Genomic DNA, 24036 nt, shown 5'->3' on the forward strand with positions numbered 1-24036 from the left:
ATGCTGGGCAAAGAACGGCTTCATAGTGGCATGATCATTGATGGCTTCAAGCTGGAAGAACGTTTGCATCAGGGTGGCATGGCGTCACTCTGGAAAGTCACTAGTCCCGATCTGGCCGAACCGGCCATCATGAAAACCCCCATGTTGCTTGATGACAGTGATCCGACTGCCATTGTCAGTTTTGAAGTCGAGCAGATGATCATGCCGCTTCTGACGGGCATTCATGTACCCAAATTTATAGCCCAAGGCGGTTTTGAAGACCAGCCCTATATTGTCATGGAAATGATTGCGGGTGATTCACTGCGCGCCCGCTTTGACGAAGCACCACTGACTTCAGATGAAGTCGCCAGCATCGGGGCCAAAATAGCCACCGCCTTGCATGATCTGCATCGTCAGCATGTGATCCATCTCGATCTCAAACACAGCAATGTCATGTTTCGCCACAAGCCCGATGGCCAACTGGGCGAAGTCGTGCTGATTGACTTTGGTTTGGCACATCATGATCGCTTGCCTGATCTGCTGGCCGAACAATTTCGGCTACCCATGGGCACTGGTCCCTACATATCACCTGAACAAGTGCGTCAGATCCGCACCGATTCCCGTAGCGACCTCTTTGCCCTGGGTGTTTTGCTCTATCACCTGATTACCGGGATACGTCCATTTGGTTTTCCTACCACAGTGCGTGGTTTGCAGCGACGTCTCTATGCCAAACCCAAACCACCAGCCAGCATCAACCCAAGCTGCCCACCCTGGTTGCAGGAAGTTATCTTGCACTGTCTGGAAGTCAATCCGGACGAGCGCTATGCCAGTGCTGCGCAAGTCGCACTTGATCTGCAACATCCCGATGCCGTCGTCATCACCGATCGTGCCGATCGGCAAATCAATACTGGCGTCATTGGTAAGTTTCGGCGCTGGTTCCGGATGATGAATCACGAAGCCCCCACGCAAACCGTATCGACCCAGCTGGCCAATGCGGCAATTGTGATGGCCGCGGTTGACTTGTCACAGGAATGGGAAGAGCTGGCTGACATGGTGCGCCATGTCGTGCAGCGCATTTTGCGTGCCACACCGGGCGCGCGATTGGCCTGTGTCACTGTCTTGAAAACCAGTCGGATTGGTATGGATGATCATCGTGATGAAGATGGCCGTCATCTGCATGTCAAAAAACTGATTGAATTAAAGCATTGGGCCAGGCCACTCGAACTGCCGCCTGACCTGATTACCTATCATGTACTCAATGATCCCGATGCGGCCACGGCCATCCTGGATTATGCCCATACCAATCAGGCTGATCATATTGTCCTGGGAAGCCGTGGACCATCGGCTTTAAAGCGCTATTTGGGCAGTGTGTCGGCTGAAGTTGTCACCAAAGCCAATTGCACAGTCACTGTCGTCAAGGTCAACAGCTCAGGCATGGCTGACAATGCTGCGGCAGTTGACAATCTTGAAGATGATGATTACGTCCCTTTTTAAGTTACTTAACAATCTTGCTTAACCTGATGTGAGGTTACGCAGACTTATGGCACTTCACAGTGGCCATTGGCGATTCAAGTTACACAGTCAATCAGGTTTGATCAATATTTGGCAAGACCAAACGACACCATGAATGCTGATTGCAAGCATTTTATGATTTGACATCAAGCCAATAAAAACGGATCGTCTTTTGTGTGCTGCCAAATAGCTGCCAGACAGAAGCGCAGCAAACCAATCTGTCATCACGGCAGTCACATAACCATGAAATAACACCTTACACGCTGATGTTGCGTTGCAACCATCAGCTGGCCGTCCACGCTGGCTTTGACTGATACGGCCCTACCAAGAACAATCGTTCATTGATTGAATAAATGGAACTGAATTGACAACTTGATATCGTATCAAACAATACACACCATCCATTTAACTCTTGAGATTTTCAACATTGAATTTTATGATTGACTCATCAAAATAATGGCTTGAAAACCAAGGAGACCCGTAATGCCAGACGATCCATGGACCTCGCTACAACCTTCAATAGTGCATTGCAATCATGCTGCCACAACAGATCCCTTTTATGCGCAACTACTGAGAAAGCTTGCTCAAATTTGCGCTACCCCAATCGCCTTGCTGATTACTTTTACCGATGACGTGCCAGAAATCCAGGCCAATTATGATTGGCCGCATACGCAATTACCTGTCTCTCGACCATTTATTGAAGAAGTACGATTGCACGAAGGCTTTATAGAAGTTGTTGATATCTCTGATCATGCGCGTGCTCAAGACTTGCCGCAAGCGCTCACCCCACCCCGTTATTTTGCTGGCCTACCCATTTGTGTGAATGATCAGACGATTGGCATTTTGTGTCTGCTTGATTATCGACCAAATAAACTCAATCTCAAACAGCAAAGCATCTTTGGCATTGCCGCTAATGAACTGCAACATTATCTGGCCGAACGTCAGGATATTGAGCACATCCGCGATGAAAGCAACACCGAACGGCTTGCTACCGACATCCCGGACAGTCGCCTCAAACGCTTCTATGAAAATTTCACTGATCCGCTGGCCTATTGGGATACCAAGATGGTCTGCGTTTATTACAACCGGCCGTTTGCGCAATGGTTTGATCTGCCCTACCCCTTCGAACGACGCTTGTCTCTGCTTGAAGTGGTCGGCAAAGACCATTTTCATGATTACCTCAAAGTACTGGAGCTGGCACTCTCAGGGCATAGCACCAGTCTGGAAGACCGTCGTTCGGTAAATCCGGATGATTTCTCTACGATGCTGGACCTGCAGCTTAGCGCCGATATCGATGAAGACAATACAGTGCTTGGTACCGTGATGTTTGGGCATCAAGCCGCTGATTATCGTAGTTTGAATCACCATAAAACATTTCTTGCCGCTATCGTTGATAGCTCCAATGACGCCATCATCAGCAAAACACCCGAAGGTTTGATCCTGACCTGGAATCGCGCTGCTGAACGCATTTTTGGCTATACCGCCAAAGAAGTCATCGGTAAACCGGTGCTCCGGCTTTTTCCACCCGAGCGCATTCATGAAGAAGCCATGTTAATGCAACGCGTCTTGCGGGGTGAGCCGATAAGAAATATGGAAACACAGCGCCTGCGCAAGGATGGTCAGTTAATTGATTTATCCATTTCCGTCTCCCCCATTTATGATGATCAGGGCAAGGTCATTGGCATTTCCAAAATCGCCCGTGACATCAGCCATAACAAACACATCGAACGGGCGCTGAATCATCAGCATGAAAGACTGCGCATCACCATGAATGCGATTGGTGAGGGCGTCGTCACCACCGACCAGCATGGCGTGATTGACTACATCAATCCGGTCGCTGAAAACCTGCTTGGTCAGCGGCTTCATGAGGTCTTAGGACATCCAGTGGCAGAAGTCATGTATCTGATTAATGACGAGAGCCGAGCACCGGTCGTCAATCCTATCCTAGCTTGTCTGGCTGGTCGTGAAGTCAAACTGATGGATCGGCAAACCATCCTGATTAACCAGCTGGGTCACGAAATCTATGTCGAAGACTCGGCAGCGCCCATCATTGACAATCAGCATGAGCTAATCGGTGCCGTCATGGTATTTCGCGATGTCACTGCGGATTATCAACAAAATAAGGAGATGAATTATCAAGCGACCCATGATGCACTGACCGGCCTCATCAATCGTCGAGAGTTTGAAGTCCGCCTGCAAAGTCTTCTATCACAAGTCAGCGATCAAGATGCCCGCCATACCCTGCTTTATATTGACCTGGATCACTTCAAGTTGGTCAACGATACCTGTGGTCATGCAGTCGGTGACCAACTACTCAAACAAGTGGTCGGCTTGATGGCATCGTGCATGCGTGATGTAGACACGTTGGCTCGTTTGGGCGGTGACGAGTTTGCCGTGTTGCTGGAGCATTGCGACTTTAATCAGGGTATGCGGGTCGCACAGCAAATCTGCGAACGGGTCGGTGATTTTCGCTTTGTTCACAATAATCAGCAATTTCGGGTTGGTACCAGCATTGGCCTGGTAGTGATTGATAAGCATTGGAGCGATTTGCAGGCTCTGGTGCAAGCGGCCGATGCCTCATGTTATGCGGCCAAAGAAGCAGGCCGTCATCGGGTTCACGTTTATCAGGAAAGTGAACAGCAGGCTGATCATCGGCGCGGTGATGTCAATCTGATCAATGAACTTGAATACGCGCTCAATGAAGAACGCTTTACGCTTTACTGGCAGCAGATCATGCCAGTAAGGCAACAAAGCGGTATCCATGGCGAGGTATTACTGCGTCTCAAAGGCCTGAATGATCATGAAACCCTGCAGCCAGCCAGTTTCTTACCGGCGGCAGAACGTTTTCATATGATCAGCCGGATTGATCGTTGGGTGATTCGTCATGTACTGCAATGGATGCAACAACATCGTGCCGAGTTAAGTCATCTCACCACTTTGTCGGTGAATATATCCGGGCAGTCACTCGATGATCTGCATTTTCAAAAAGACTTGCTGGAGCTGGTTAGCCATAGCCAATGCGATCTCACGACACTATGTTTTGAAATTACCGAAACTGCAGCTATCACCAACCTGGCGCGCACCGGCACGTTTATCGACAATCTGCGCAAGCTTGGTGTGCGGTTTTCCCTGGATGATTTTGGCACCGGCATTTCCTCGTTTGGTTACTTGAAAAATTTGCAGGTTGATTTTCTCAAGATTGATGGCCTGTTTATTGAAAATCTGGCGGCCAGTCCGCTCGACCAAGCCACCGTGCGCTGCATCAGCGAAATCGCCAAAATCTGTCATATCCAGACGATTGCCGAATATGTACAAAATGATGAAGTGCAAAACCTGTTGATTGGCTTTGGCATTGACTATGTACAGGGTTTTTTGCGTCATCGACCAGCGCCATTGGATGAGTTGCTGACTACTCTTCATTGATTTTCTATACATCACGGCCAATGATGCCAACATGGATCAAGCTTAGCCTTGATAAATGCATTGTTTTCGCAATGCATCAATCGTCATATTGCTGAATACCATGTTATGTGGAATCAGCAAATAAGCCCAAGGCTTGCCGCCAACCTTGGCAGCGTAATCCGACGCGTTTTTGCACCAGATGACAGCCTGATCGGCTTTGGCCTTGACCTCGGTTTCTGACTCTTGCGCTTCCGTTACCTCACGGGCTTTCTTGGTCTCAATCATCAGCGTGATGTCGTCCAAGGCAACCACAAAATCAGGGATGTACTCGGGCTGATTCACACCAGCGCGATAGTAGATATTGAACTGGCCAGACACCGGACGGAACCAGCGGCGCGCCTCACGTTCCAGCACCGTTGCCAAGATGCGCTCTGTGTCTGAGTGGAATTTCTGGAAGGCATACGCGCAACGCTGGAAGCCGCCATAGACATACTGGCCGATGGTACGTTTGTCGTCTGGCGTCCAGTGCAAAGGCTTCACCTCGTCTTTGGCAGTGAAGGCGCATGGCTTCAGCGGCATGAACCCTTGGCTGACAATTACCTCAGACCCGGCAGAATCCTCTTGATAGTGCTTCGCCATCTGAAGATGAATGTTTTCAGCGATGGCACGACCATGGTTACCCAAGATGTTGTGAACGGCGGCTTCGTCTGGCTGCTTGCTGCGGAAATGCACAACCGCCTGCCCTGCCAGCTCGTATATCAGATCGGCATGGTCATCATAGGAAACGTCATCGTAGTTGATGAGTTCGCGGACGATGTAGTCCTCAAGCCGCGCCTCTTCAATCAATGCCGCCTCGCCATAGGTCAGTTGACGACCCGATTGCAGCCCTTGAGAAAGCAATTGCTGGTCGGTCGCCTGGTAATTCATCCGCGACACATCCAGCACAAAACTGCGGTAGCCGCCCGTTACCGGACCGACCGGCACAACCGTAATGCGCGGGATGTCGATAGTTTGCTGAATGAAGACCTCCACCGACTTCTTGACCACGGCAGCAACAGCCTCGGCGTTTGAAGTTTCTGTGTCCAGCAACTCACCTTGCTGCGGAACCAGTCGCTGCATAACCAGTTGGGTCAGCTTTTCCTGTACGCTGGCGGTGCTCAGGGCGATACTGGTTGGCACCAGAACGCGGTCTTTCCCCAGCTCGGCAACGGCATCCAGTGCCACCATGGCAATCCTGCGTTGCTCACCTGTGAAAACGACGGATGGTGTTTGCGCACCTTGGCTATAACCAGCAGACACAATCCCTGCACCACCCGCACCAGAGCCTTTTACATCCGCAATGCCCAGCATGACGGCTGTGTTGGATGGCACCGAAAGGCTGGTCAGGCGATTACCATTGCCGTCAGTCGGCTCCAGCTTCAGCTCTTTCAGGCGAATAGGCGAATCGCCCTTGCCAGCTTCTTCAATGACCTCCTGAAACTTGTCATGCGCGATGATATTCAGACGATCAACAACTTCCACCCCGGTTCTGCGGCCATACGGCAATCGCAAGCCACGTCCGATGGATTGCTCGATCAAGGTGCGCGCATTGGCCGCCCGCAACGGAACAATGGTGTAGAGGTTCGTCACGTCCCAGCCTTCTTTCAGCATATTGACGTGAATCACAATCTCAGTAGGCTCGGTGTAGCTCTCCACCAGCAGCAGGCGACGGATCATTTCTTCCTCTTCCGCGCCCGATTTGCTGCTATCAACCTGAATCACCTTGCCTTTGTACTGCCCGTCAAACAGGCCCTCTATCGTGCCCAGCAGCGCAGCAGCATGCGTGGTATCACGGGCGATCACCAGCATGAAGGGCTTCACCGGTTTCTGACCTGTCTGCTCGGCATAGGTCAGCAAGTGCACCTTGGTTTCTTCATGAACGCGGATGCCGTCCATGAGCTTGATGCGCTCTAGTTGCTCCGCGCTGTGGTCGGCAGGGTTGAAATTCTGCTGCGTCACTACGGCGGGCTCTTTGACAAAGCCGTCTTCAATGGCCAGTGCCAGCGGGTAGTCCATCACCACGTTCTTGAAAGGCACCGGGCCTTTCGCCCCTTCGGTGAATGGCGTTGCCGTCAGTTCAAGGCCCAGCAACGGCTTCAGCTCGTTCAGCGCCCGGATACCGGCACTGGCCCGGTAGCGGTGCGACTCGTCCATGATGAGCACCAGATCAGGTAAACCAGCCAGGTACTCGAAATAACTTTGGCCGAGGTACTCAGAAAGCCGCTTGATCTTCGGTGCTTTGCCGCCGCGAACTTCCGAATTGATCTTCGAGATGTTGAAGATGTTGATCTGAACGGGCGCATCAATCGCCTGTGAAACCAGGTCGCCTTTTTGTTCGTAGGTCTCGCCGGTAATCACCTCCGGTGCGTCAACGGCAAAGTCTGCGATGCCCTTGAAAACGTACTTTGGCCCGGTGGTGTCGCTGAAATCCCGGATCAGCTTGTCGTAGATCGTGAGGTTTGGCGCCAGTACAAAGAAGTGCTTGTAGCCGTAGGCTGCGTGCAGGTAGCTGATGAACGCCCCCATCAGGCGCGTCTTACCGACACCCGTTGCCAGCGCAAAGCACAAGGATGGAAAGTCTCGCTCGAAGTCCGTCAACTTCGGAAACTCAGCCATCAACGCTTCCTGCATGGCCTTCAGTTCATCGGCCGAACGGGCTTTTGAGTCACGCAAGGCTGGCACGGATTCCAGCGCGTTGTGCAATCGCTCCAGGCTGACGGTTTGCGGCTCGCGCAGGCTCAGGCGCCCAGCCACCGTGCGCACGATTTTTTCTGTACTCATGCCGACTCCCCGTTATCGGAATCGATTTTGGCATCGCTTTCCAATGCAGCAGGACTGTCTAGCGTTTCCAATTCGCGCAAAATTTCTGTGCGCAAATCCTCCACACTGGGTAACTCAAACTGGTAGCGGCTGGCAAAAACTTGTTCATGCTTGTCAGCCAAAACATACCGCACCACCGCGTCATTTTTCTCGCTGCAGAGCACCAAACCAATCGTCGGGTTGTCGTCTTTTGCAGCCACCTCTTGATCGTAAAAATTCACATAGAGCAACATCTGCCCCAAGTCCCCATGCGTGAGCTTGCCTACCTTGAGATCAATCACCACATAGCACTTCAACTTCACGTGATAGAAAACCAGATCGGGATAAAAATGATCCCCGTCCAGCGTCAACCGCTTTTGCCGCCCCACAAATGCAAAGCCGCTCCCCAGCTCCAACAAAAATGCCTGTAACTGATTGATTAACGCCTCTTCAATGCGGGACTCCACCAGCCGATGTGACTCCGGTAAATCCAAAAACTCCAGCACAAAGGGCTCTTTAATGACATCTTGCGGGCGTGCCACCACCTGCCCTTGGCGCGTCAACGCCAGCAAGCCCGCCTTGTCTTTGCTTTTGGCCAGTCGCTCAAACAAAAACGAATTCATCTGCCGTTCAAGCTCGCGCGCCGCCCAGCCATTGCCAACAGATTCAATTTCGTAAAAATCGCGCACCGGCCTGCGCTGCTCCTTCAACAGCCTGCGGTAATGCGTCCACGACAATCCTGGGTGCAGCGCCCCCGGTTGCCAGCCTTCAGGCTGGAAATCAGATTTAACACGCAGTGCGTGTTGTTTTGGCAAAAGCTCTGGATACGCTAAGAAAAAGCTGCGCATGTACTGCAAGGCGCTGACCGAAAAACCGTCACCATATTCTTGTTTGAGATGCGCAGAGACACCTTGCAACAAGGCTTTACCATAGCCCGCACGCTTGGCACCGCCCTGTTCGGCCTCCACAATCTGTTGCCCAATCAGCCAGTTAGCACACACATGCGCCGTGTTAACAGAGCGCGCTGCCTGCGCCCGCTGTGAGTCCCAAATCTCACGAATGCGTGCCAATAAAACATCTTGTTGCTGTAGCTTGGTCATACCTGCGTCTCCCCACCAAACAAACCACCTTGTGCCATATCACCCGTACGCGCAGCTTTCCCCGTTCGCCCTGAGCCTGTCGAAGGGCTTGCCTCAACAGGGCGCGGCGCAGCCATCGGCAAATTCGCCACGTTCAAACTGTAGTCGTCATGCCCCCATTCGCATTTGGTCAAAACCATCTTGGGGATTTTCTTCAACGTCAGATTGCGGAACCGGTCTGCCGAATTGTTACCCCCTGCCCGATAAGCAGCACAGCACACCAGCAGACTGCGACTCTCGCCCACCTCATCGCTCAAGGCCTGCAACTGGTCGGCGTTGAGCGTCTGTGTGGTGACGTAGATGAAATCCGATTCGGTGCTGTACCCGTGCTGCCAATAATGGTCGGCGTTCGGCGCATAGGTAAAGCCTTCCAGCTTGCAGATGGCCGCCGCCAGCATTTCGGCGTTGAATTCCTTGTTGATGACCCAGTTGCCCCAGCGGTCTTGCTGCAACAAGCTGGGGGCAAGACGGTAGTAGCGGAATCCGCCGCCACCTTGCCAGTTTGTCGCCTCGGTAATGCCGCCCTTATCTTCCCCGTTGATGACTTTTTGTAACCGTGGAATGATATGGGTGTGGCAATGCTCACCAAGCTCGACCATGATCCATTTGCGACCCATCTTTTGTGCTACCGCACCAGTAGTGCCTGAGCCTGCAAATGAATCAACGACTAGGTCTCCCGGCGCAGTGGTCAACGTCAGAATTCGTTGAAGCAACTTCTCAGGTTTCGGATTTTGGAAAATATCATCTCGGTCACCAAACATCGTCTTCAGATCAATACTTGCTTCCTTATTGCTGCCAACCTCTTCATGGGACCACCATGTATTAGCCGTTAGTTCATCCTTCATTTCGGCGAGAAATTTCTTCAGCATCGGACGGCCATCGCCACTCTTTCCAAAAGTAATTCTCTTTTCTATAAGCCAAGACTCGTACTGCCGCTCATTGCAGCGCCAATACCTGCCTTTGGGCGGAAGAAATTCCTGTCCTTTTGGCCCAATAATTGGAAACTGGCCTGCTGCATAAAACTTTCCTGCCGACAGATTTTCAGCCTTCCATGGTCCTCTAGAGTCATTGTCTGGATTGCTAAATGTCTGCTTCTGCTCTTCAGTTCGTGGGAGCTTGCCGATCTGGAATACATTCACATCTTTGGCATATGCAAAGACATGGTCATGCGTATTCGACAAATGCTTGGCCGTTTGATTCGACGTATAGGCCTTCTGCCACACCACATTTGCAATGAAATTTGCCCGGCCAAAAATTTCATCACAAAGAACCTTCAGATAATGTGCCTCGTTGTCGTCAATGGTGATCCAGAGCGAACCATCCTCAGACAGGAGGCGCCGAATAACCTCCAACCGATCACGCATTAGGCCTAACCATATCGAATGCTCCAACCCGTCGTCGTAATATGTAAAGGCGCTGCCGGTGTTGTATGGCGGATCAATAAACACACACTTGACCTTGCCCGCAAACTCTTGCTCAAGGGCCTTCAATGCCAACAAGTTGTCCCCGAAGATCAGTCGATTGTCGAAGATGTCGCCATCGCATACTCGCTGCTTGGCGTGGTAACTCTTGCTCGGGTCTTCGAGCAAAATGCGCGGCTCCAACTTTGGGCGTGCATCCTTGCCGATCCAGGTCAGTTCTAGCTTTGTCTTTTTCATAGTCACTCAGTGATACTTCACTCGTCGATTGTCGAAGGCAGGCTTGGTGCCTTCCAGCACATTGACGACGTGCCCATTGATTGCCGGGCTTTCGATGGAGCCAGATAGGTAAGCGATCTTTGATCCGCTCTTACGGTCAAAGCTGGAGTAAATGACTTGCTCTGCGTCGCAGACCACGGCCAGATTTGGATTGTGGGTGACCATGATGATTTGCCGCCGACGCTTGGCCTCAGTCAGCACAGGAACAAGAAGGCTTACAACCGTTTCGTTGTCCAGATTTTCCTCCGGTTGATCCAAGATAATCGGTGTCCGTCCTTTATCAACCAACAGGTAAAAGATCAGCAGCAAAGCACCTCGTTGTCCGGGAGAAAGCTGTTCGATGTGGGTATCTTGGAACAAGAGCGAATATCTGGGCTCCAAAAACGACAGTCCAAAGAGCAAGTTGTAGACATCGCTGGCTGTCTTGTCTTTGCGTAGCAAATTAGCGATGCCGACAGCGGAAGTGCTGCCACCTCCCGCCGCACCGATGATCTTGTCGTGGAGCCCTGAGATAAACCCGAGTGAGCCGACTTTCGTATTGAAATCGAATTCCTCGGCAAGCTTTTTGATTGCCGCAAAACTCTCATCCTCGCCACGAAATTCGCCCGAGTTCTGCTTAATCAGAGTGAATAGTGCCGTTGCGATGGAGTCCGCAGAACCTGCAAGTGTTGCTTGAAACTGAAGCTTGTACTCCTCACGAATCAGGCTATTGCCTTGAATCAAATCTTGCACCGGCTTGAACAACTGTTCCCGCCCCTTTCGCTGAGCATCGAGAATGTCGAAAATATCTCCAGAAAGCTTCAGTCGTTGCGCTCTTAACTCTGTAACCGTGTTGGGCAGCACTTCAAGTTGTTGAATTCGAGCTTCGATACCCTTGAATGTCTCAGGGGCGTCAGGCGTGCCCGTAAGTTCGACCGACTTAATCTTCCAATCCTCAAGGGCCTTCAAGTTCTGTTGGTAAAGCAACTGCGGGGCATTCAACTTTGCGTTTAGTACCTGCTGTTCAGAGTTAAGCGATGTGCGCTCTGCAACATCCTTGTCTAGCGCGACCTTGAGCGACGCCTGCTCTACGGGAATGGCATCGGCCAAAGCATCTATCGGAGCGTTCGTCACTGTAAACTTCACAACGTCATTTACGTTGAGGCCCAACGTTGCAAGTTCTGGTGCGGCATCGTCCAGGAATTGTTTATAGGAGCGTTCGAGCAGGCGAATGCGTTCCCGCAACGTCTGAACTGCTTTTAACTTCTTTGCCACCGCCAAGTCGGCAGCAGAATTTGTGGCAGTCCGTTCGTCGATTGCTTTCAGCTTGGTCGAGATTGCTTCGAGCGCGGCGGCGGCTTCCTTCTGTTCGGCACTAAGCTCCTCGGAGGGCTTTACTACCTCAAGAGGTTTCAGCTTCATGTGTTCGTCGATCTGTCGCTGCTTGACCCCCAACAACTCCTGCAATGACCGCTTCACGTCCGGCTGTAGCTGGGCTTCCGCACTCGCAATCTCGTCGTTTAACCTCTTTAAGTCCTTGCGAAACTCGTCAAGCTGATCCCGAAAAGTGCGTTCCTGCTGTTCAATCAGTTGGTCAAAATCGAGTGCTCCGAGTCGAATGGCCTCACCTGCATGAGAAAAAATGACGGCCCTAAGCTCTCGTTCAAAGGCGTTCGAGCGCCCAGAGACGTGCTCGTTGCAGAGCTCCTCAAAGTGCCCTTGCGGTATGTACCGAACGAGCTCCACCTTGTCTGCCGGAGGATCATCACTCAACTGGCGCTTCTCGAAAGACCCGTCACACCATGTCAGCGTACCTTGGAAGTGCTTCGCTGGCTCGCCAGACTTGCCTCGAAAGCGATCACGCTTCAAGAAAGAAAAATGTTCCTTTTGCCGAGAGTTCCCCAGAAGGGCGATGACATCGGCAAGCGCGCTTTTGCCACTGCCTTTGTTTCCAATCACTGCAACCAAATCCGGATTGAGCGACAGCTTGCAGCCATCAAGCCAAGTTCCCGGAGTTGATGTGGCTGACGACTTCACCACCTCTACCTTGTCAATAAAGTAGGTTTTGTTCGCGACAACTTCGGCTAGTTTCGAGGGACGTTCGCCAATGAACGATCTCTTCGCTGGCTCCATAATCGCTTGAAGCAAGCCTTGAAAACTCGGATCTGCCTTGATCCAAGTTGCTTTCCCAGAAGGAAAATCTCCATATCCACGCTTATTGTTGTCGCCTGCAACTCCTTTGAAACAATGAGCATCACTCCCAGATACCGCTAACCTTGGAACACCTCCAAGAGCCCTCTGAAAGTTTGCTATCCACTTTTTATTTCCTTCTGTCTGTTCACCAACAAAAGCACCCCTTGTATCGGGGTCTCGGGTTTCAAATATAGGCGATGACCGGAAAAGACCAAGACAAAAGGCGTAGTGCTCTTGCCATTTCACCTCGGCAAGGCCGTCACTAGTATTGAACGGCATAAATCCAATCGCATAGCTGTGTGGCACTTTGGAAATCGCTGTTCTGTAACTTTCACAACTTAGCTCCGCAATCACCGAACCCGCTCTTAACGCCACATCGGGGTTGCTGTCCACATCCGCCTTTTTGATCCCATGGTGTTCCAACTTGTCTTCGCCAACCATTCGAGCGAGAGAAATTAACGCATCATTTGATAACGGCCGGTTAACAAGCTCTATGTTTAAGCCAGCCTTAAAATCTAGCAGCATCTGATCTTCGATCTCATCAGAAAATAAGACGTGTGCATTCAAACGTCCAGTCATCGGCGCCATTAGCCGCAGCTCTATGCCCGGAAATACCTTCTTTAATAACTTGGGAGCCCCCGGCTGCGCCAATCGTCTCTTTAACGCAAACCAGCCATCAAAAGTCCAATAATCCATCAGTGAAAAAATATCAGGCACCGCACTGTTTAATGCTTCAATCATTTCATCGACTAATGCAATATTTGTTGCCGAGTCAGGGTTGGAATCAAAGCATTGCCCGAGCCAATGAAAGGATGCCGGAGTATGAATATGCAAATCCCACTGCCTCCACTCTGCACCGCGTGGATATTGACTGATTGATAACGGCATTTCTGTTTTTCCTATTCTTATTTATTCAGCAAATTTGAAGTGTCTTCAATAGCGGCAAGCTCTAGTCCCTCGATCTCTTGCAGTGACTTGCCCGCAATGCCTTGCAAGTCACCATACATCCCAACAGTGGCCCCCATCACACGCTCGATCTGCTCCTCACGCTTCGCCCACTGTTTCATGATGGCCTTACGCTCTCTGTCCAAATCTTCTTGCATGGTGGAGAAGGCTTCGACAATAGCCTCCACCCGTTGGCGGAACCGTGGGCCGGTCAGGTACTGGTAGATCATTTCTGTCTTGGTTTGCTGGCCTTCTGAAACTTGCCGCGCCATACCGACCTGAAGCAAGGTGTGGCGCAATATGGTCGCAACGGGCAGTACCGCACGCGGGCTGGTCACCCAAACGCCGTCAATCACGTCAAACGTTTCAGTGCCTTTGGGTAATACCTGGCTAACCAATACGGACACTTCCGCTTTGGCAGTGCGCTGGTCTTCACGCAACTTGACCAGCCAGCCATCGCTCCAGTTTTTGGTGCGTTTCGATTCCCAAAGGATCGCGCCGCTCGCTTGTCCGCTCTGGCTCACAACCCGTTGCAACACGTCGCCACCGAATTCGCCTTTGGGCACTGGCTCGATGGAATCAAACGGAAACTTGGCGCGCAGCAAGGTTTCCAGTTCAAGCTCTTGCACTTCGCCCTGTAGTTGCTGGGAGCCTTGCTCGGCCTTCTGCTTGAGCTCTTCAATCTTCTGCTGCATGGAGGCGATGGTTTGATCTTTCTCCATAACCTTCAGCTTCAAGCCGTCTTCGGCTTCCCGCTTGGCTTGGGTACGAACTTCCGACAGGCCGTCCTGCACGCGCTTTTCAACGGTTAGCTCCAGCTCGCGCTTGGCATCATCCAGTTCACGCTGCTTTTTGATGAGCTCCGCTTGTGCCTTTTGGGCCTCGGCCAGCTTTTCATCGCGAACCTTGAGAACCTCTTGCAATTCGGCCAGCTCACGGGCTTTGCCTTCTAGCTCAGCCGCTGCAGCCTGCTTGGCACGGCGAGACTCTTCCGCGATGACCCTGGCGCGCTCTGCCTTCAGTTGCGTACCGACCTGCTCGGCAACTTGATCCTCCAATGTGCGCTTGGCCTCCGCGATCTGTTTTTCCTTGTCCCGGACACCTTGTTCTCGCTGGGCAACCTCGGCATCCTTCTGGGAGAGTTGCTTTTCAAACTGCTGGCGCGTGGCAGCAATCAGCGGGGCCGCAAGGGATTCGGTCAGCCGAATTTCCGTTTTGCAATTCGGGCAGGTAATTGTTGGCTCGGTCATTGCCTGTCCTTTCCTGATTTTTTCGCCGTTCCTCCCAACAGACCACCTGCTTCACGCTCATCCAGCTCCAGTTTTGGTGTCGTGCTCCTGAGCCGCTTTTCGACTTCCTTGATGTGCTCTGCTGGCGGAATCTGCTCGGGCGGGGTGCCGCCGATGCGCTTGATGGCATCACGGACCTCTTTGCCGACCTGCTCGTGGGTTTGGATCGCTTGTGCCTGATTGCGAATCCCGTCGCGAGCGAGCTTGTCCCGCGTTTGGGTCATGCGGAACTGATTAGCAGCCAGCTCAGTAGCATTCATCCTGTCCAGTAGGTTGTCTTTTTCGGGGATGGCTTTGCGCGCCTTGATGGCCGCCCCGCCTAAACCACCATACAGACCTTTGTATCCGGCATCATGGAACACGCCAAACATCTTGCTTTGTACGCCAGCGTCTTGAGCCGCGCCCGAAAGGGCTTTGAATTCTTCGCTGGTTTGCTTGCGTAGTTCCAGCCGTTCCATATCGGCGGCCGCCTGGTCGCCAAGTTCTTGCCGACGGGCCTGAATGGCAAAGTATTTCTGAGCGTTGGCGATTTCCAGTTTGCGGGGGTCGCCGTTCTGGGCTATGAGGTAGCAGGCGAAGCGGGAGAGGTGGTAGTCCTCCACGACCTGAACCGCGCCCTTGCCGCCGGTGATCGGTTTGCCGGCGCCGGCAAAGTGATGCTCGGCACTATTTCCAGAGGTTTCACAGGAAGTCATGGCCCGTTTGACGGCATCGTCAAACCGTCGCCACTGGCTGTACCCGAGCATGGTTTGCAAGCCACGGGCGCTCCAGTACTCGGCACCATGCTCGTTGGTCTGCCTCAGTTCCTCGAATGTCTGGATGCCTTGCGCTGGCAGTTGTTGATTCATCGGTCTATCTCCCATTCTGCGGTAAATGGATTTTCATTGTGGCGAACTCGCCGCAATGAAAAATAAGCCTTTTGCTTTTTATTCCCTCGAATTCGATGGAATAAAACCTATCGAATTCGACAGCGTTCAAATTGGCATGACTCTGTCATACCACCTCCCATTCACAGGTAATCAATGGCAACACTGTCACTTGTTGCGATAGTTGTTTTTCCAATTCATCAATCAGTCCATCACGTCGAGCCTGAATTTCATCCTGACGGTCGAATAGCTCTCGACGCTTGCGGTCGCGCTGTCCCTCAAGATCACGCTGTTCTTTTTGGGCGGCAAGCTTTTCGGACAAGGTGGCAGCGCCTTTGCTAAGCGTTCTGACTTCCTTGATGCGTCGGTCAAGGTCTTTTATCTCGCGTTCAAGACCAACTTTGAGATCGTCGGCCCATGTATCCAGCTTCTCCGTCTCCTGCTCGAACGAGGCAAGGTTGCGAGATTCGAGGGCTGACAACACGGTCATTTTTTGGCGACCAAGTTCCTGCTCAAGTGCGGAGTGCAACGGAATGTGTGGCGCAGTAAAGTCCAGTGCGGGTTGATCTGAAGTCAAGCCGTCTTCGCTTATTGCATGCCCCGCACTTTGAGCTGAAGCCAGTTCTACCGCATGCGCCGGGATAGAGAGCAGTTTTTCGACGGTCTCGCCATCATGTATTGCGCCGGTGTCATCCTGTGCGGCTAACAGAAGGTAATCCTCTTTCGATCCAAGTGACTCGACACTGAGCAGGCTGACCGCCAATGTTCCAGATCGACCGATGAGCTGCTTTACCACGCCGACATGGGCTCCATAGCTGTCGTAGTGCATGTGGAGCTTGGCCGGTGAAAGGGTCTGGCCTTTTGCGAATGTGATGAGGCGCTGTGCCAGCGGATGCTGGAGCCGGTAGATGTGTGCATCTTCGGTGCGCCGTGGCAATTCATAGCGCCCCAGCGGGATGTCAATTGGTATTTCACTCGTGGCACCGTCTGCGATGTCTGCTGGCAGCGCACGCAAGACAAAGCCTGCGCCATCTTCATCAAATGCAGCATGGTGTGGCAAGGCTGCCTGCGTGAAGCGCATCAACAGGCGTTCCAGCCTGCCTAGGGATGCCTTGGCGGCTTGGTCACGGAGGCGCAGCCGCTCCTGCACGTCCTCGTCGAAGTTTTCAAGCAAGGCCTTGCGGGCATTGAGCATGGCGTCGCTGATCTCACCAGCCAGGTCATCTTGCAGTTGCTGGAAGGCCGATTGAATTTGGTCTGGATGACGGCAGGTTTGATAAATCTCGGCAATGCGCCGCTCGAAATCAACCCCGGACTCGACTGCCCCTAGAACTTCGTCACTGGCTCCGAACACGCCATCAAACAACTGAAACTTGAGAGCCAGCAATTCATAGACACGCCGGTCAGCTTCGTTTTCCTTGTTGAGGAAGTTCACCACCACCACGTCATGCTTCTGGCCATAGCGATGGCAGCGCCCAATGCGCTGTTCCACCCGCTGCGGATTCCAAGGCAAGTCGTAGTTGATGACCATGGAGCAGAACTGAAGGTTGATCCCCTCAGCGCCAGCCTCGGTGGCGATCATGATGGTGCCTTGCTCCTTGAAATATTCAACCAGCGCGGCACGGGTATCGGCTGAACGCGACCCGCTGATACGGTCTGTGCCCGCGTGCTTTTTCATCCAAGCGGCGTAAACCTCCTTGGAGCGAGCATCGTTGTTGGTTCCGTTGAACAAAACAACGCCCGGCGCGTAAGGGGTTTTGGACAGCAGCCCGAGCAAGTAATCCTGAGTACGGCGTGACTCGGTGAAGATGATGGCTTTCTGGGCAGCGCCTAGTTCTTGCAGTTTGGCAAAAGCCACCTTGAGGGCTTGCAGCAACGCCAAGCCCTTGGCGTTTTCCGTGATGGACACCGCCAAGTCACGGAACAACTCCAATTCGATAATCTCGGCCTTGATAGCCAGTATTTCTTTTTCCGTCTTGGTCTTCTTACCGGGTTGCGCCTCTTGTTCTTCGAGGCGATCGATTTCATCGGCCTGTTGTTCGTCAACCCAAGCATCCAAGCCTTCAACGTCCTGGTCAAGCTCTTCTGCGAGCGTCGGTAACTGAGCAAGACTCGCGGATTTTTCATCCAGCGTTTGCCACAGGCGTTTGGCAAGTGATTCCAATGCGCCTGCAATGGCAAACGTACTGGAGGCCAGCAGCTTGCGCAGAACCAAGGTAATCAGTTGCCGCTGGCTATTGGGAAGTGCAAACAAAGAGTCGCGCTGCAAGTATTCCGAAACAAGGTTGTAGAGGTCGGTTTCATCTGCGCCCGGCACGAACTCTTGCAGCAGCGGAATACGCTTGGTGTATTTGACATAGGCCTCGACCTGTCGCCGCAAGGTGCGCTTGCAAACGGGTGCGATACGGCGCTTCAGTGCATCAAAACTGGCCGCATCCTTGAGTGAGCCGAACTGACTGCGAAAGCTGTCCAGGTCGCCAAAGACTTTTTCATCGACGAAGCTCACAAGGCCATACAACTCCAGCAGGGAGTTTTGCAGTGGTGTAGCGGTCAGCAGCACCTTGGGTGCTGAGATCAGTGCATCCTTCAGCGTGCGTGCCGTTTTGTTGTCGGGCTTATAGACGTTGCGCAGGCGGTGCGCTTCGTCAATGACCACCAAGTCCCATGGCACAGACTGAACCTGCTTGGCCTTGCCGCTCGCGAACTGGTAGGAGGTAATGAGCACGCTGGATGCATCAAACGGGTTGCTGACCCCATCTTTGATGGCCTGTCTAAAAGATTTGGCCTCCAGCACTGCCGCAGCAATGCCAAATTTATCGGCCAACTCTTGGTGCCACTGCTTGCGCAGATTGGCAGGAGCAATCACGAGGATGCGGCGCTTACGCTCTGCCCAGCGTTGGGCAATGAGCAGCCCCGCCTCAATGGTTTTGCCAAGGCCAACTTCGTCGGCAAGGATCGCCCCTTTCGACAGCGGGTTGCTTGTGGCAAACAAAGCCGCGTCAATCTGGTGTGGATTCAGGTCAACTTGAGCATCCAGCAAAGCGCCTGCAATACGATCCATGGAGTTGGATGCAGCGCGCAAAGTAAGTTGATGGGCAAAGTAGACTAGCTGATGCAGACTATAAGTCGGTGAGACGATCATGGGTGGTGACTTGTTTTTATTCGATTTCGATTGTAAATCTTAAAATTTATAAATATTTGATCAAATTCCAGTCTGCTTTTTCCAGAATTAATGATTAGAAGTCGTTCATTCAAATAGGAGCTTATTTAAGCACAAGTATTGAATTGTATAGCGATAGTTAACAATAAAACGACTGTGACACATTAATCAACGTCGCACTGAGCAACCAGTTACTGCATCAGGCATCGACGCTTATAATCTTGCCAACTTCCCTCCCCCCGTCTTTTAACAAAGCCGGGGGTTTTGCTTTGCCAGTACCGCTTTGGTCAATCAATCTGGCCTTAGTCTTTTTCAGTATTTGCTCATGTCCTCTTCTGTCTCGTTGCAATCACTCCCTCTGGCCAAAGCAGGTCAGCGTTTTGTATTTCATGGTTTGACCGGGTCGGCCGATGCGCTGGCCATTGCGCGCTATGTCGAGCAACATGGCAACAGCATTGCCACGCTGGCTGTGATTTGCGCACAACCGAGTGATGCGCAGCGACTGCGTGAAGAAATTGCGGCCTTCTTACCCAATACCTCAATCCATGTCTTACCCGATTGGGAAACCCTGCCCTACGATGCCTTTTCACCGCATCAGGACCTGATATCTGAACGACTGGCCACCTTGCATCAACTACAACACGGTGACTGCAAAATTTTACTGGTACCAGCATCAACCGCCTTGTATCGACTGGCACCGCCCGAGTTTCTGGCTGCTTACACCTTCTTTTTTCGCAAGGGTGAAAAGCTCGATGAAGCCAAACTGAAATCACAATTGTCCCTGGCGGGCTATACCCATGTGACCCAGGTTATGTCACCCGGTGAGTACAGTGTGCGTGGTGGTTTGATCGATCTGTTTCCAATGGGCTCGGCCTTGCCTTATCGGCTTGATCTGTTTGGTGATGAGATCGAAACCATCCGTACCTTTGATGTGGATACCCAGCGCAGCCTCTATCCAGTTGGTGAAGTCCGCTTATTGCCGGGCCGTGAGTTTCCCATGGATGAAAATTCACGCACCGCCTTTCGTGGTCGCTATCGCGAAAAAATGGAAGGCGACCCGACTCGCTCCACGATTTATAAAGACATGGGCAATGGTGTGCCATCGGCAGGCATTGAATATTATTTGCCGCTGTTTTTTGATGAACTCTCAACCATCTTTCACTATCTGCCCGAAACAGCAGGCAAAACCAGTCAACTGGCTTTTGTCGGGGATTGTGAAGCCGTGATGAAACGCTTTTGGGTAGATACCCAGGAGCGCTACAAGTTTTTATCGCATGACATCAGTCGTCCGGTGCTGCCCCCAGAAGCCTTGTTTTTGACCACCGAAGATTTGTTCACCTTTGCCAAGCCCTATGCAAGACTAGTCTTGAGTGATGACCACAACGAAGCCTCATTAACACAACCCCTGCCCGACCTCGCGATTGAACGCCGCGCCGAAGATCCACTGGCCAGCTTGCGCCATTTTATTGCGCACACGAAATCACGGGTGATGATTGCGGCCGAATCTGCTGGCCGTCGCGAAACCTTATTGCAGCTGTTTGAATCAGGTGGCCTCAAGCCGGCCATTTGCGACACGATTCAAGAATTTCTGGCAGCGGATGCCCCCTTTATGCTGGGCATCGCGCCCATCACCGGTGGCTTTGCGATTGCCGATGAACAACTGGCACTGATTACCGAAAGCGAGCTGTACGCGCAGTCCATGCGCCGCCGCAGTGGCAAGCGACGGATTGCCAAAGATCGCGAAACCAGTTCGGTCGATGCGATGGTGAAAGATCTGGCCGAGTTGCGGATTGGTGATCCGGTCGTACATAGCCAGCATGGGATTGGGCGCTATTTAGGCCTGGTCAGTGTCGATCTCGGTGAAGGCGAGACTGAGTTTTTACATCTGGAATACGCCAATCAAAGTCAGTTATATGTACCCGTCTCGCAACTCCATGTGATCAGCCGCTATAGCGGTGCGGCACCGGAAGATGCGCCATTGCACACACTCGGTTCCGGACAATGGGAAAAAGCGCGTCGCAAGGCGGCGGAACAGGTCCGCGATGCCGCAGCCGAGTTGCTGAATTTGTATGCACGCCGTGCGGCACGGCAAGGTCATGCCTTTGACTATACCGAGGCCGATTACATTCGCTTTGCCGAAGGTTTTGGTTTTGAAGAAACACCCGATCAGGCTGCCGCCATCAACTCAGTCATTGTCGACATGACCAGTGGCAAACCCATGGATCGGCTGGTCTGTGGCGATGTTGGTTTTGGCAAGACCGAAGTGGCTTTGCGGGCTGCTTTTATTGCGGTCATGGGCGGCAAGCAGGTTGCCATTCTGGCGCCCACCACGCTATTGGCCGAACAACATTTTCAGACTTTTTCCGACCGCTTTTCAGAATGGCCAGTGCGGCTGGCCGAGCTATCGCGCTTTCGTTCCACCAAAGAAATCAATGCCGCCATTAAAGAGATCAATGCCGGTACCGTGGATATTGTGATTGGCACGCACAAACTGCTGTCTCCCGAAGTCAACTTCAAGCGACTCGGTCTGGTGATCATTGATGAGGAACACCGTTTTGGGGTGCGGCAAAAAGAATTGCTCAAATCATTGCGGGCTGAAGTAGATATTCTCACGCTCACCGCCACGCCGATTCCGCGTACCCTGGGCTTGGCACTGGAAGGCTTGCGCGAGTTTTCAGTAATTGCCACCGCACCGCAAAAACGCTTGGCCATCAAAACCTTTGTGCGCGCCGAAACCAAGGACACCATCCGTGAAGCGATCTTGCGGGAACTGAAACGGGGTGGCCAGGTTTATTTTTTACACAATGAAGTCGAGACCATTGAAAACCGTCGCGCCATGCTCGAAGAGCTGATCCCCGAAGCGCGCATTGCTGTAGCGCATGGCCAGATGCCAGAGCGTGATCTGGAGCGCATCATGCACGAGTTTGTGACGCAGCGCTTCAATATTCTGCTCTGTACCACCATCATTGAAACCGGCATTGACGTGCCAACCGCCAACACCATCATCATGCATCGGGCCGACAAATTTGGCCTGGGCCAGTTGCATCAACTGCGCGGCCGCGTGGGTCGCTCGCACCATCAGGCCTATGCCTATTTGCTGGTGCACGACGTCAAGGGTTTGACCAAGCAGGCACTCAAGCGCCTCGATGCGATTCAGAGCATGGAAGAACTCGGCTCCGGCTTTTATCTGGCCATGCATGATCTGGAAATTCGGGGTGCTGGTGAAGTGCTGGGTGAAAATCAGTCCGGCAATATGCAAGAGATTGGCTTTCAGCTTTATTCCGAATTACTCACCGAAGCCGTCAAGGCGCTCAAAGCCGGTAAAGAGCCGGACTTGCTTAACCCAATGGCGGCCACGACCGAGATCAACCTGCATGTGCCTGCCCTCATGCCAAACGACTATTGCGGTGATGTGCATGAACGCCTGTCCATCTACAAACGCCTGGCCAATGGCGACAGCGATGAAGCCATTGATGATATTCAGGAAGAAATGATTGACCGCTTTGGCAAGATGCCGGAACAGGTTTTGGCCTTGCTGGAAACGCATCGACTACGTCTGCAAGCCAGGCGATTGGGTGTAAACAAGATTGACGCCCATGAAGACAGCATCGCCATTCAGTTCATCCCCAACCCACCGATTGATGCGATCAAAATCATTGAGCTGATTCAAAAGAACAAACACATCAAACTGGCTGGTCAGGACAAACTCAAAATCGAAGCCAAGTCGCCTGATCTGAAAATTCGGGTGCAGACCGTCAAGCTGATTTTGAAGGCGCTGCAATAAATAAAAGCGCACTATCTTCTACCTGATAGCGCTCAATCTGTAGTTCAAAATTACACGTTGGATTTAAATTTGCGAGCAATAAATGGCGCCTTGCATTATTTGACAGTTCAGATCAACGCGATAGCGTACTTGGTATTCAACGCATTCAGAAAGTCACGATGTTCTTGCTCCATGTTTCTAAATGAATCAATCAAGGTCTGTCCATACTCAGTTAACTGAGTACCACCACCAGAGCGCCCACCTTTGATTCTTACAACAACTGGTCTGGCCGCTACTCGATTCATTGCGTCCACCATATCCCATGCGGCCTTGTAACTCATCTTCATTGATTTTGCAGCCTCATTGATAGAGCCACTATCACGAATTCTTTCCAGTAACTGGATACGACCCGGACCAACAAAAGTATAGCCTTGTCTTTTTAACCAAAACCGTCCGTCGATATCCATGGATCAATCACCTTAGCCGTATTTTCATGAGTATACCGGTTTGGTTTAAATACATGATCAAGCCATTGCTGCCAAACATGTTGGGCTGCGGTTTCAAGAAATGGTCCAAAACGATGACTATCTTCTCGCAATTGTCTGATTTCAATACACGCATGTGCCAACTCAAAAGCATGTCCAACATACCAGCTTTCCAGGCCACAGACTGTCACTTCTGGATGGAACTGAAAAGCTACAGCGTAATTTCCAACTGTAAATGCTTGATGGGGATAGTGAGGAGTACCCGCAAGGTGAACCGCCTCTTGAGGCAGATCATAGGTATCTCCATGCCAATGTAAAACTCTGATATCAGGATTAAGCAGCGGCGTAAACCAATCTGGAATCACTGACCAAAACTCCATGAATCGGTGCCCAACCAAGTTCTTTACCATGCTCTCCGGGATAAACTTTCGCTCCTAGCGCTGCTGCAATCAATTGTGCACCCAGACAAATACCCAATGTTGGAAGTTTAGCGACTAGCCGTGATCGCAATAGATCAATTTCCGCCTGAATAAATGGATAGTCATCGTGATCATAAACACCAATCGGTCCACCCATCACAATGACCAGATCTGGCGCTAACGAATCTATTTCACGTAGATTTTGGGTACATGCATCAATGACTTCAATATTGAAACCAGCTCGCTTCAATGCTATTCCTAAAGATCCAAGGTCTTCGAATGCGACATGTGTGATAGCTAAAGCTGTATACATTCTGTTTCCATGTAAAAAATGAATTACGCCATCAATGCATCCAGCATTGCACCAAAA

13 protein-coding genes are annotated in these 24036 nt (G+C 51.8%); 3 read left to right on the forward strand and 10 right to left on the reverse strand.

The features are described 5' to 3' along the window. Window positions 1-1473, forward strand: coding sequence for a protein kinase domain-containing protein (locus ACMYR3_RS07675; RefSeq protein WP_424196074.1), 1473 nt, complete (start codon window positions 1-3; stop codon window positions 1471-1473). A 501-nt stretch (window positions 1474-1974) separates the two neighbouring features. Beyond that, window positions 1975-4914, forward strand: a complete 2940-nt coding sequence (locus tag ACMYR3_RS07680) for an EAL domain-containing protein (protein ID WP_424196075.1) — start codon at window positions 1975-1977, stop codon at window positions 4912-4914. A 42-nt stretch (window positions 4915-4956) separates the two neighbouring features. Here the strand turns inward: ACMYR3_RS07680 and ACMYR3_RS07685 are convergent, their stop codons facing one another. The 7 genes from ACMYR3_RS07685 to ACMYR3_RS07715 form a co-directional block, all read right to left on the reverse strand. Beyond that, complete coding sequence (locus ACMYR3_RS07685) at window positions 4957-7713, reverse strand: DEAD/DEAH box helicase (RefSeq protein WP_424196077.1); 2757 nt, start codon at window positions 7711-7713, stop codon at window positions 4957-4959. Then, window positions 7710-8831 (reverse strand): PDDEXK nuclease domain-containing protein, encoded by a 1122-nt coding sequence (locus tag ACMYR3_RS07690; RefSeq protein WP_424196079.1) that lies wholly within the window; start codon window positions 8829-8831, stop codon window positions 7710-7712. Before ACMYR3_RS07690 ends, ACMYR3_RS07685 begins: the two co-directional genes overlap by 4 nt. Then, window positions 8828-10528 carry a site-specific DNA-methyltransferase gene (locus ACMYR3_RS07695; protein WP_424196081.1) on the reverse strand — a complete coding sequence of 567 codons (1701 nt, stop codon included), beginning with the start codon at window positions 10526-10528 and terminating at the stop codon, window positions 8828-8830. The genes ACMYR3_RS07690 and ACMYR3_RS07695 overlap by 4 nt, the downstream gene beginning before the upstream one ends. Window positions 10529-10534: 6 nt before the next feature. Continuing rightward, window positions 10535-13627: a TrlF family AAA-like ATPase gene (locus tag ACMYR3_RS07700; protein WP_424196083.1), complete on the reverse strand. Its 3093-nt coding sequence runs from the start codon at window positions 13625-13627 to the stop codon at window positions 10535-10537. A 17-nt stretch (window positions 13628-13644) separates the two neighbouring features. Next, window positions 13645-14934, reverse strand: coding sequence for a DUF2130 domain-containing protein (locus ACMYR3_RS07705; RefSeq protein ID WP_424196085.1), 1290 nt, complete (start codon window positions 14932-14934; stop codon window positions 13645-13647). Continuing rightward, entirely contained in the window at window positions 14931-15821 is an 891-nt protein-coding gene (gene dinD, locus ACMYR3_RS07710; protein ID WP_424196087.1) for a DNA damage-inducible protein D, read from the reverse strand. The genes ACMYR3_RS07705 and dinD overlap by 4 nt, the downstream gene beginning before the upstream one ends. Before the next feature lie 145 nt (window positions 15822-15966). Beyond that, the gene (locus tag ACMYR3_RS07715) at window positions 15967-18981 is read right to left on the reverse strand and encodes an SNF2-related protein (RefSeq protein WP_424196089.1); all 3015 of its coding nucleotides are present in this window, start codon (window positions 18979-18981) and stop codon (window positions 15967-15969) included. 343 nt (window positions 18982-19324) lie between these two features. Here ACMYR3_RS07715 and mfd point away from each other — a divergent pair, with 343 nt between their 5' ends. Further along, entirely contained in the window at window positions 19325-22783 is a 3459-nt protein-coding gene (mfd, locus tag ACMYR3_RS07720) for a transcription-repair coupling factor (protein ID WP_424196091.1), read from the forward strand. A gap of 107 nt (window positions 22784-22890) precedes the next feature. Here mfd and ACMYR3_RS07725 read toward each other — a convergent pair whose 3' ends face one another. Genes ACMYR3_RS07725 through ACMYR3_RS07735 form a run of 3 tightly spaced genes read right to left on the reverse strand, consistent with a single transcriptional unit; the run spans window position 22891 to window position 23979 of the window. Next, a complete protein-coding gene (locus ACMYR3_RS07725; protein ID WP_424196092.1) occupies window positions 22891-23229 on the reverse strand; it encodes a winged helix-turn-helix domain-containing protein in 339 nt (112 codons plus the stop codon). Further along, a complete protein-coding gene (locus ACMYR3_RS07730) occupies window positions 23202-23612 on the reverse strand; it encodes a hypothetical protein (RefSeq protein ID WP_424196094.1) in 411 nt (136 codons plus the stop codon). Before ACMYR3_RS07730 ends, ACMYR3_RS07725 begins: the two co-directional genes overlap by 28 nt. Further along, window positions 23581-23979: a glutamine amidotransferase-related protein gene (locus ACMYR3_RS07735; RefSeq protein ID WP_424196096.1), complete on the reverse strand. Its 399-nt coding sequence runs from the start codon at window positions 23977-23979 to the stop codon at window positions 23581-23583. Before ACMYR3_RS07735 ends, ACMYR3_RS07730 begins: the two co-directional genes overlap by 32 nt. Window positions 23980-24036 lie beyond the last annotated feature (57 nt).

The sequence above is a fragment of the Ampullimonas aquatilis genome (assembly GCF_049675895.1).
Classification (GTDB): domain Bacteria; phylum Pseudomonadota; class Gammaproteobacteria; order Burkholderiales; family Burkholderiaceae_D; genus Ampullimonas; species Ampullimonas aquatilis.

Coding starts and splice junctions, on each gene's coding strand:
- ACMYR3_RS07700 (WP_424196083.1), bottom strand. CDS start 13,627: ATGCCGTTATCAATCAGTCAATATCCACGCGGTGCAGAGTGGAGGCAG.
- ACMYR3_RS07725 (WP_424196092.1), bottom strand. CDS start 23,229: ATGGATATCGACGGACGGTTTTGGTTAAAAAGACAAGGCTATACTTTT.
- mfd (WP_424196091.1), top strand. CDS start 19,325: ATGTCCTCTTCTGTCTCGTTGCAATCACTCCCTCTGGCCAAAGCAGGT.
- ACMYR3_RS07685 (WP_424196077.1), bottom strand. CDS start 7,713: ATGAGTACAGAAAAAATCGTGCGCACGGTGGCTGGGCGCCTGAGCCTG.
- ACMYR3_RS07675 (WP_424196074.1), top strand. CDS start 1: ATGCTGGGCAAAGAACGGCTTCATAGTGGCATGATCATTGATGGCTTC.
- ACMYR3_RS07690 (WP_424196079.1), bottom strand. CDS start 8,831: ATGACCAAGCTACAGCAACAAGATGTTTTATTGGCACGCATTCGTGAG.
- ACMYR3_RS07695 (WP_424196081.1), bottom strand. CDS start 10,528: ATGAAAAAGACAAAGCTAGAACTGACCTGGATCGGCAAGGATGCACGC.
- dinD (WP_424196087.1), bottom strand. CDS start 15,821: ATGAATCAACAACTGCCAGCGCAAGGCATCCAGACATTCGAGGAACTG.
- ACMYR3_RS07705 (WP_424196085.1), bottom strand. CDS start 14,934: ATGACCGAGCCAACAATTACCTGCCCGAATTGCAAAACGGAAATTCGG.
- ACMYR3_RS07680 (WP_424196075.1), top strand. CDS start 1,975: ATGCCAGACGATCCATGGACCTCGCTACAACCTTCAATAGTGCATTGC.
- ACMYR3_RS07715 (WP_424196089.1), bottom strand. CDS start 18,981: ATGATCGTCTCACCGACTTATAGTCTGCATCAGCTAGTCTACTTTGCC.
- ACMYR3_RS07735 (WP_424196096.1), bottom strand. CDS start 23,979: ATGTATACAGCTTTAGCTATCACACATGTCGCATTCGAAGACCTTGGA.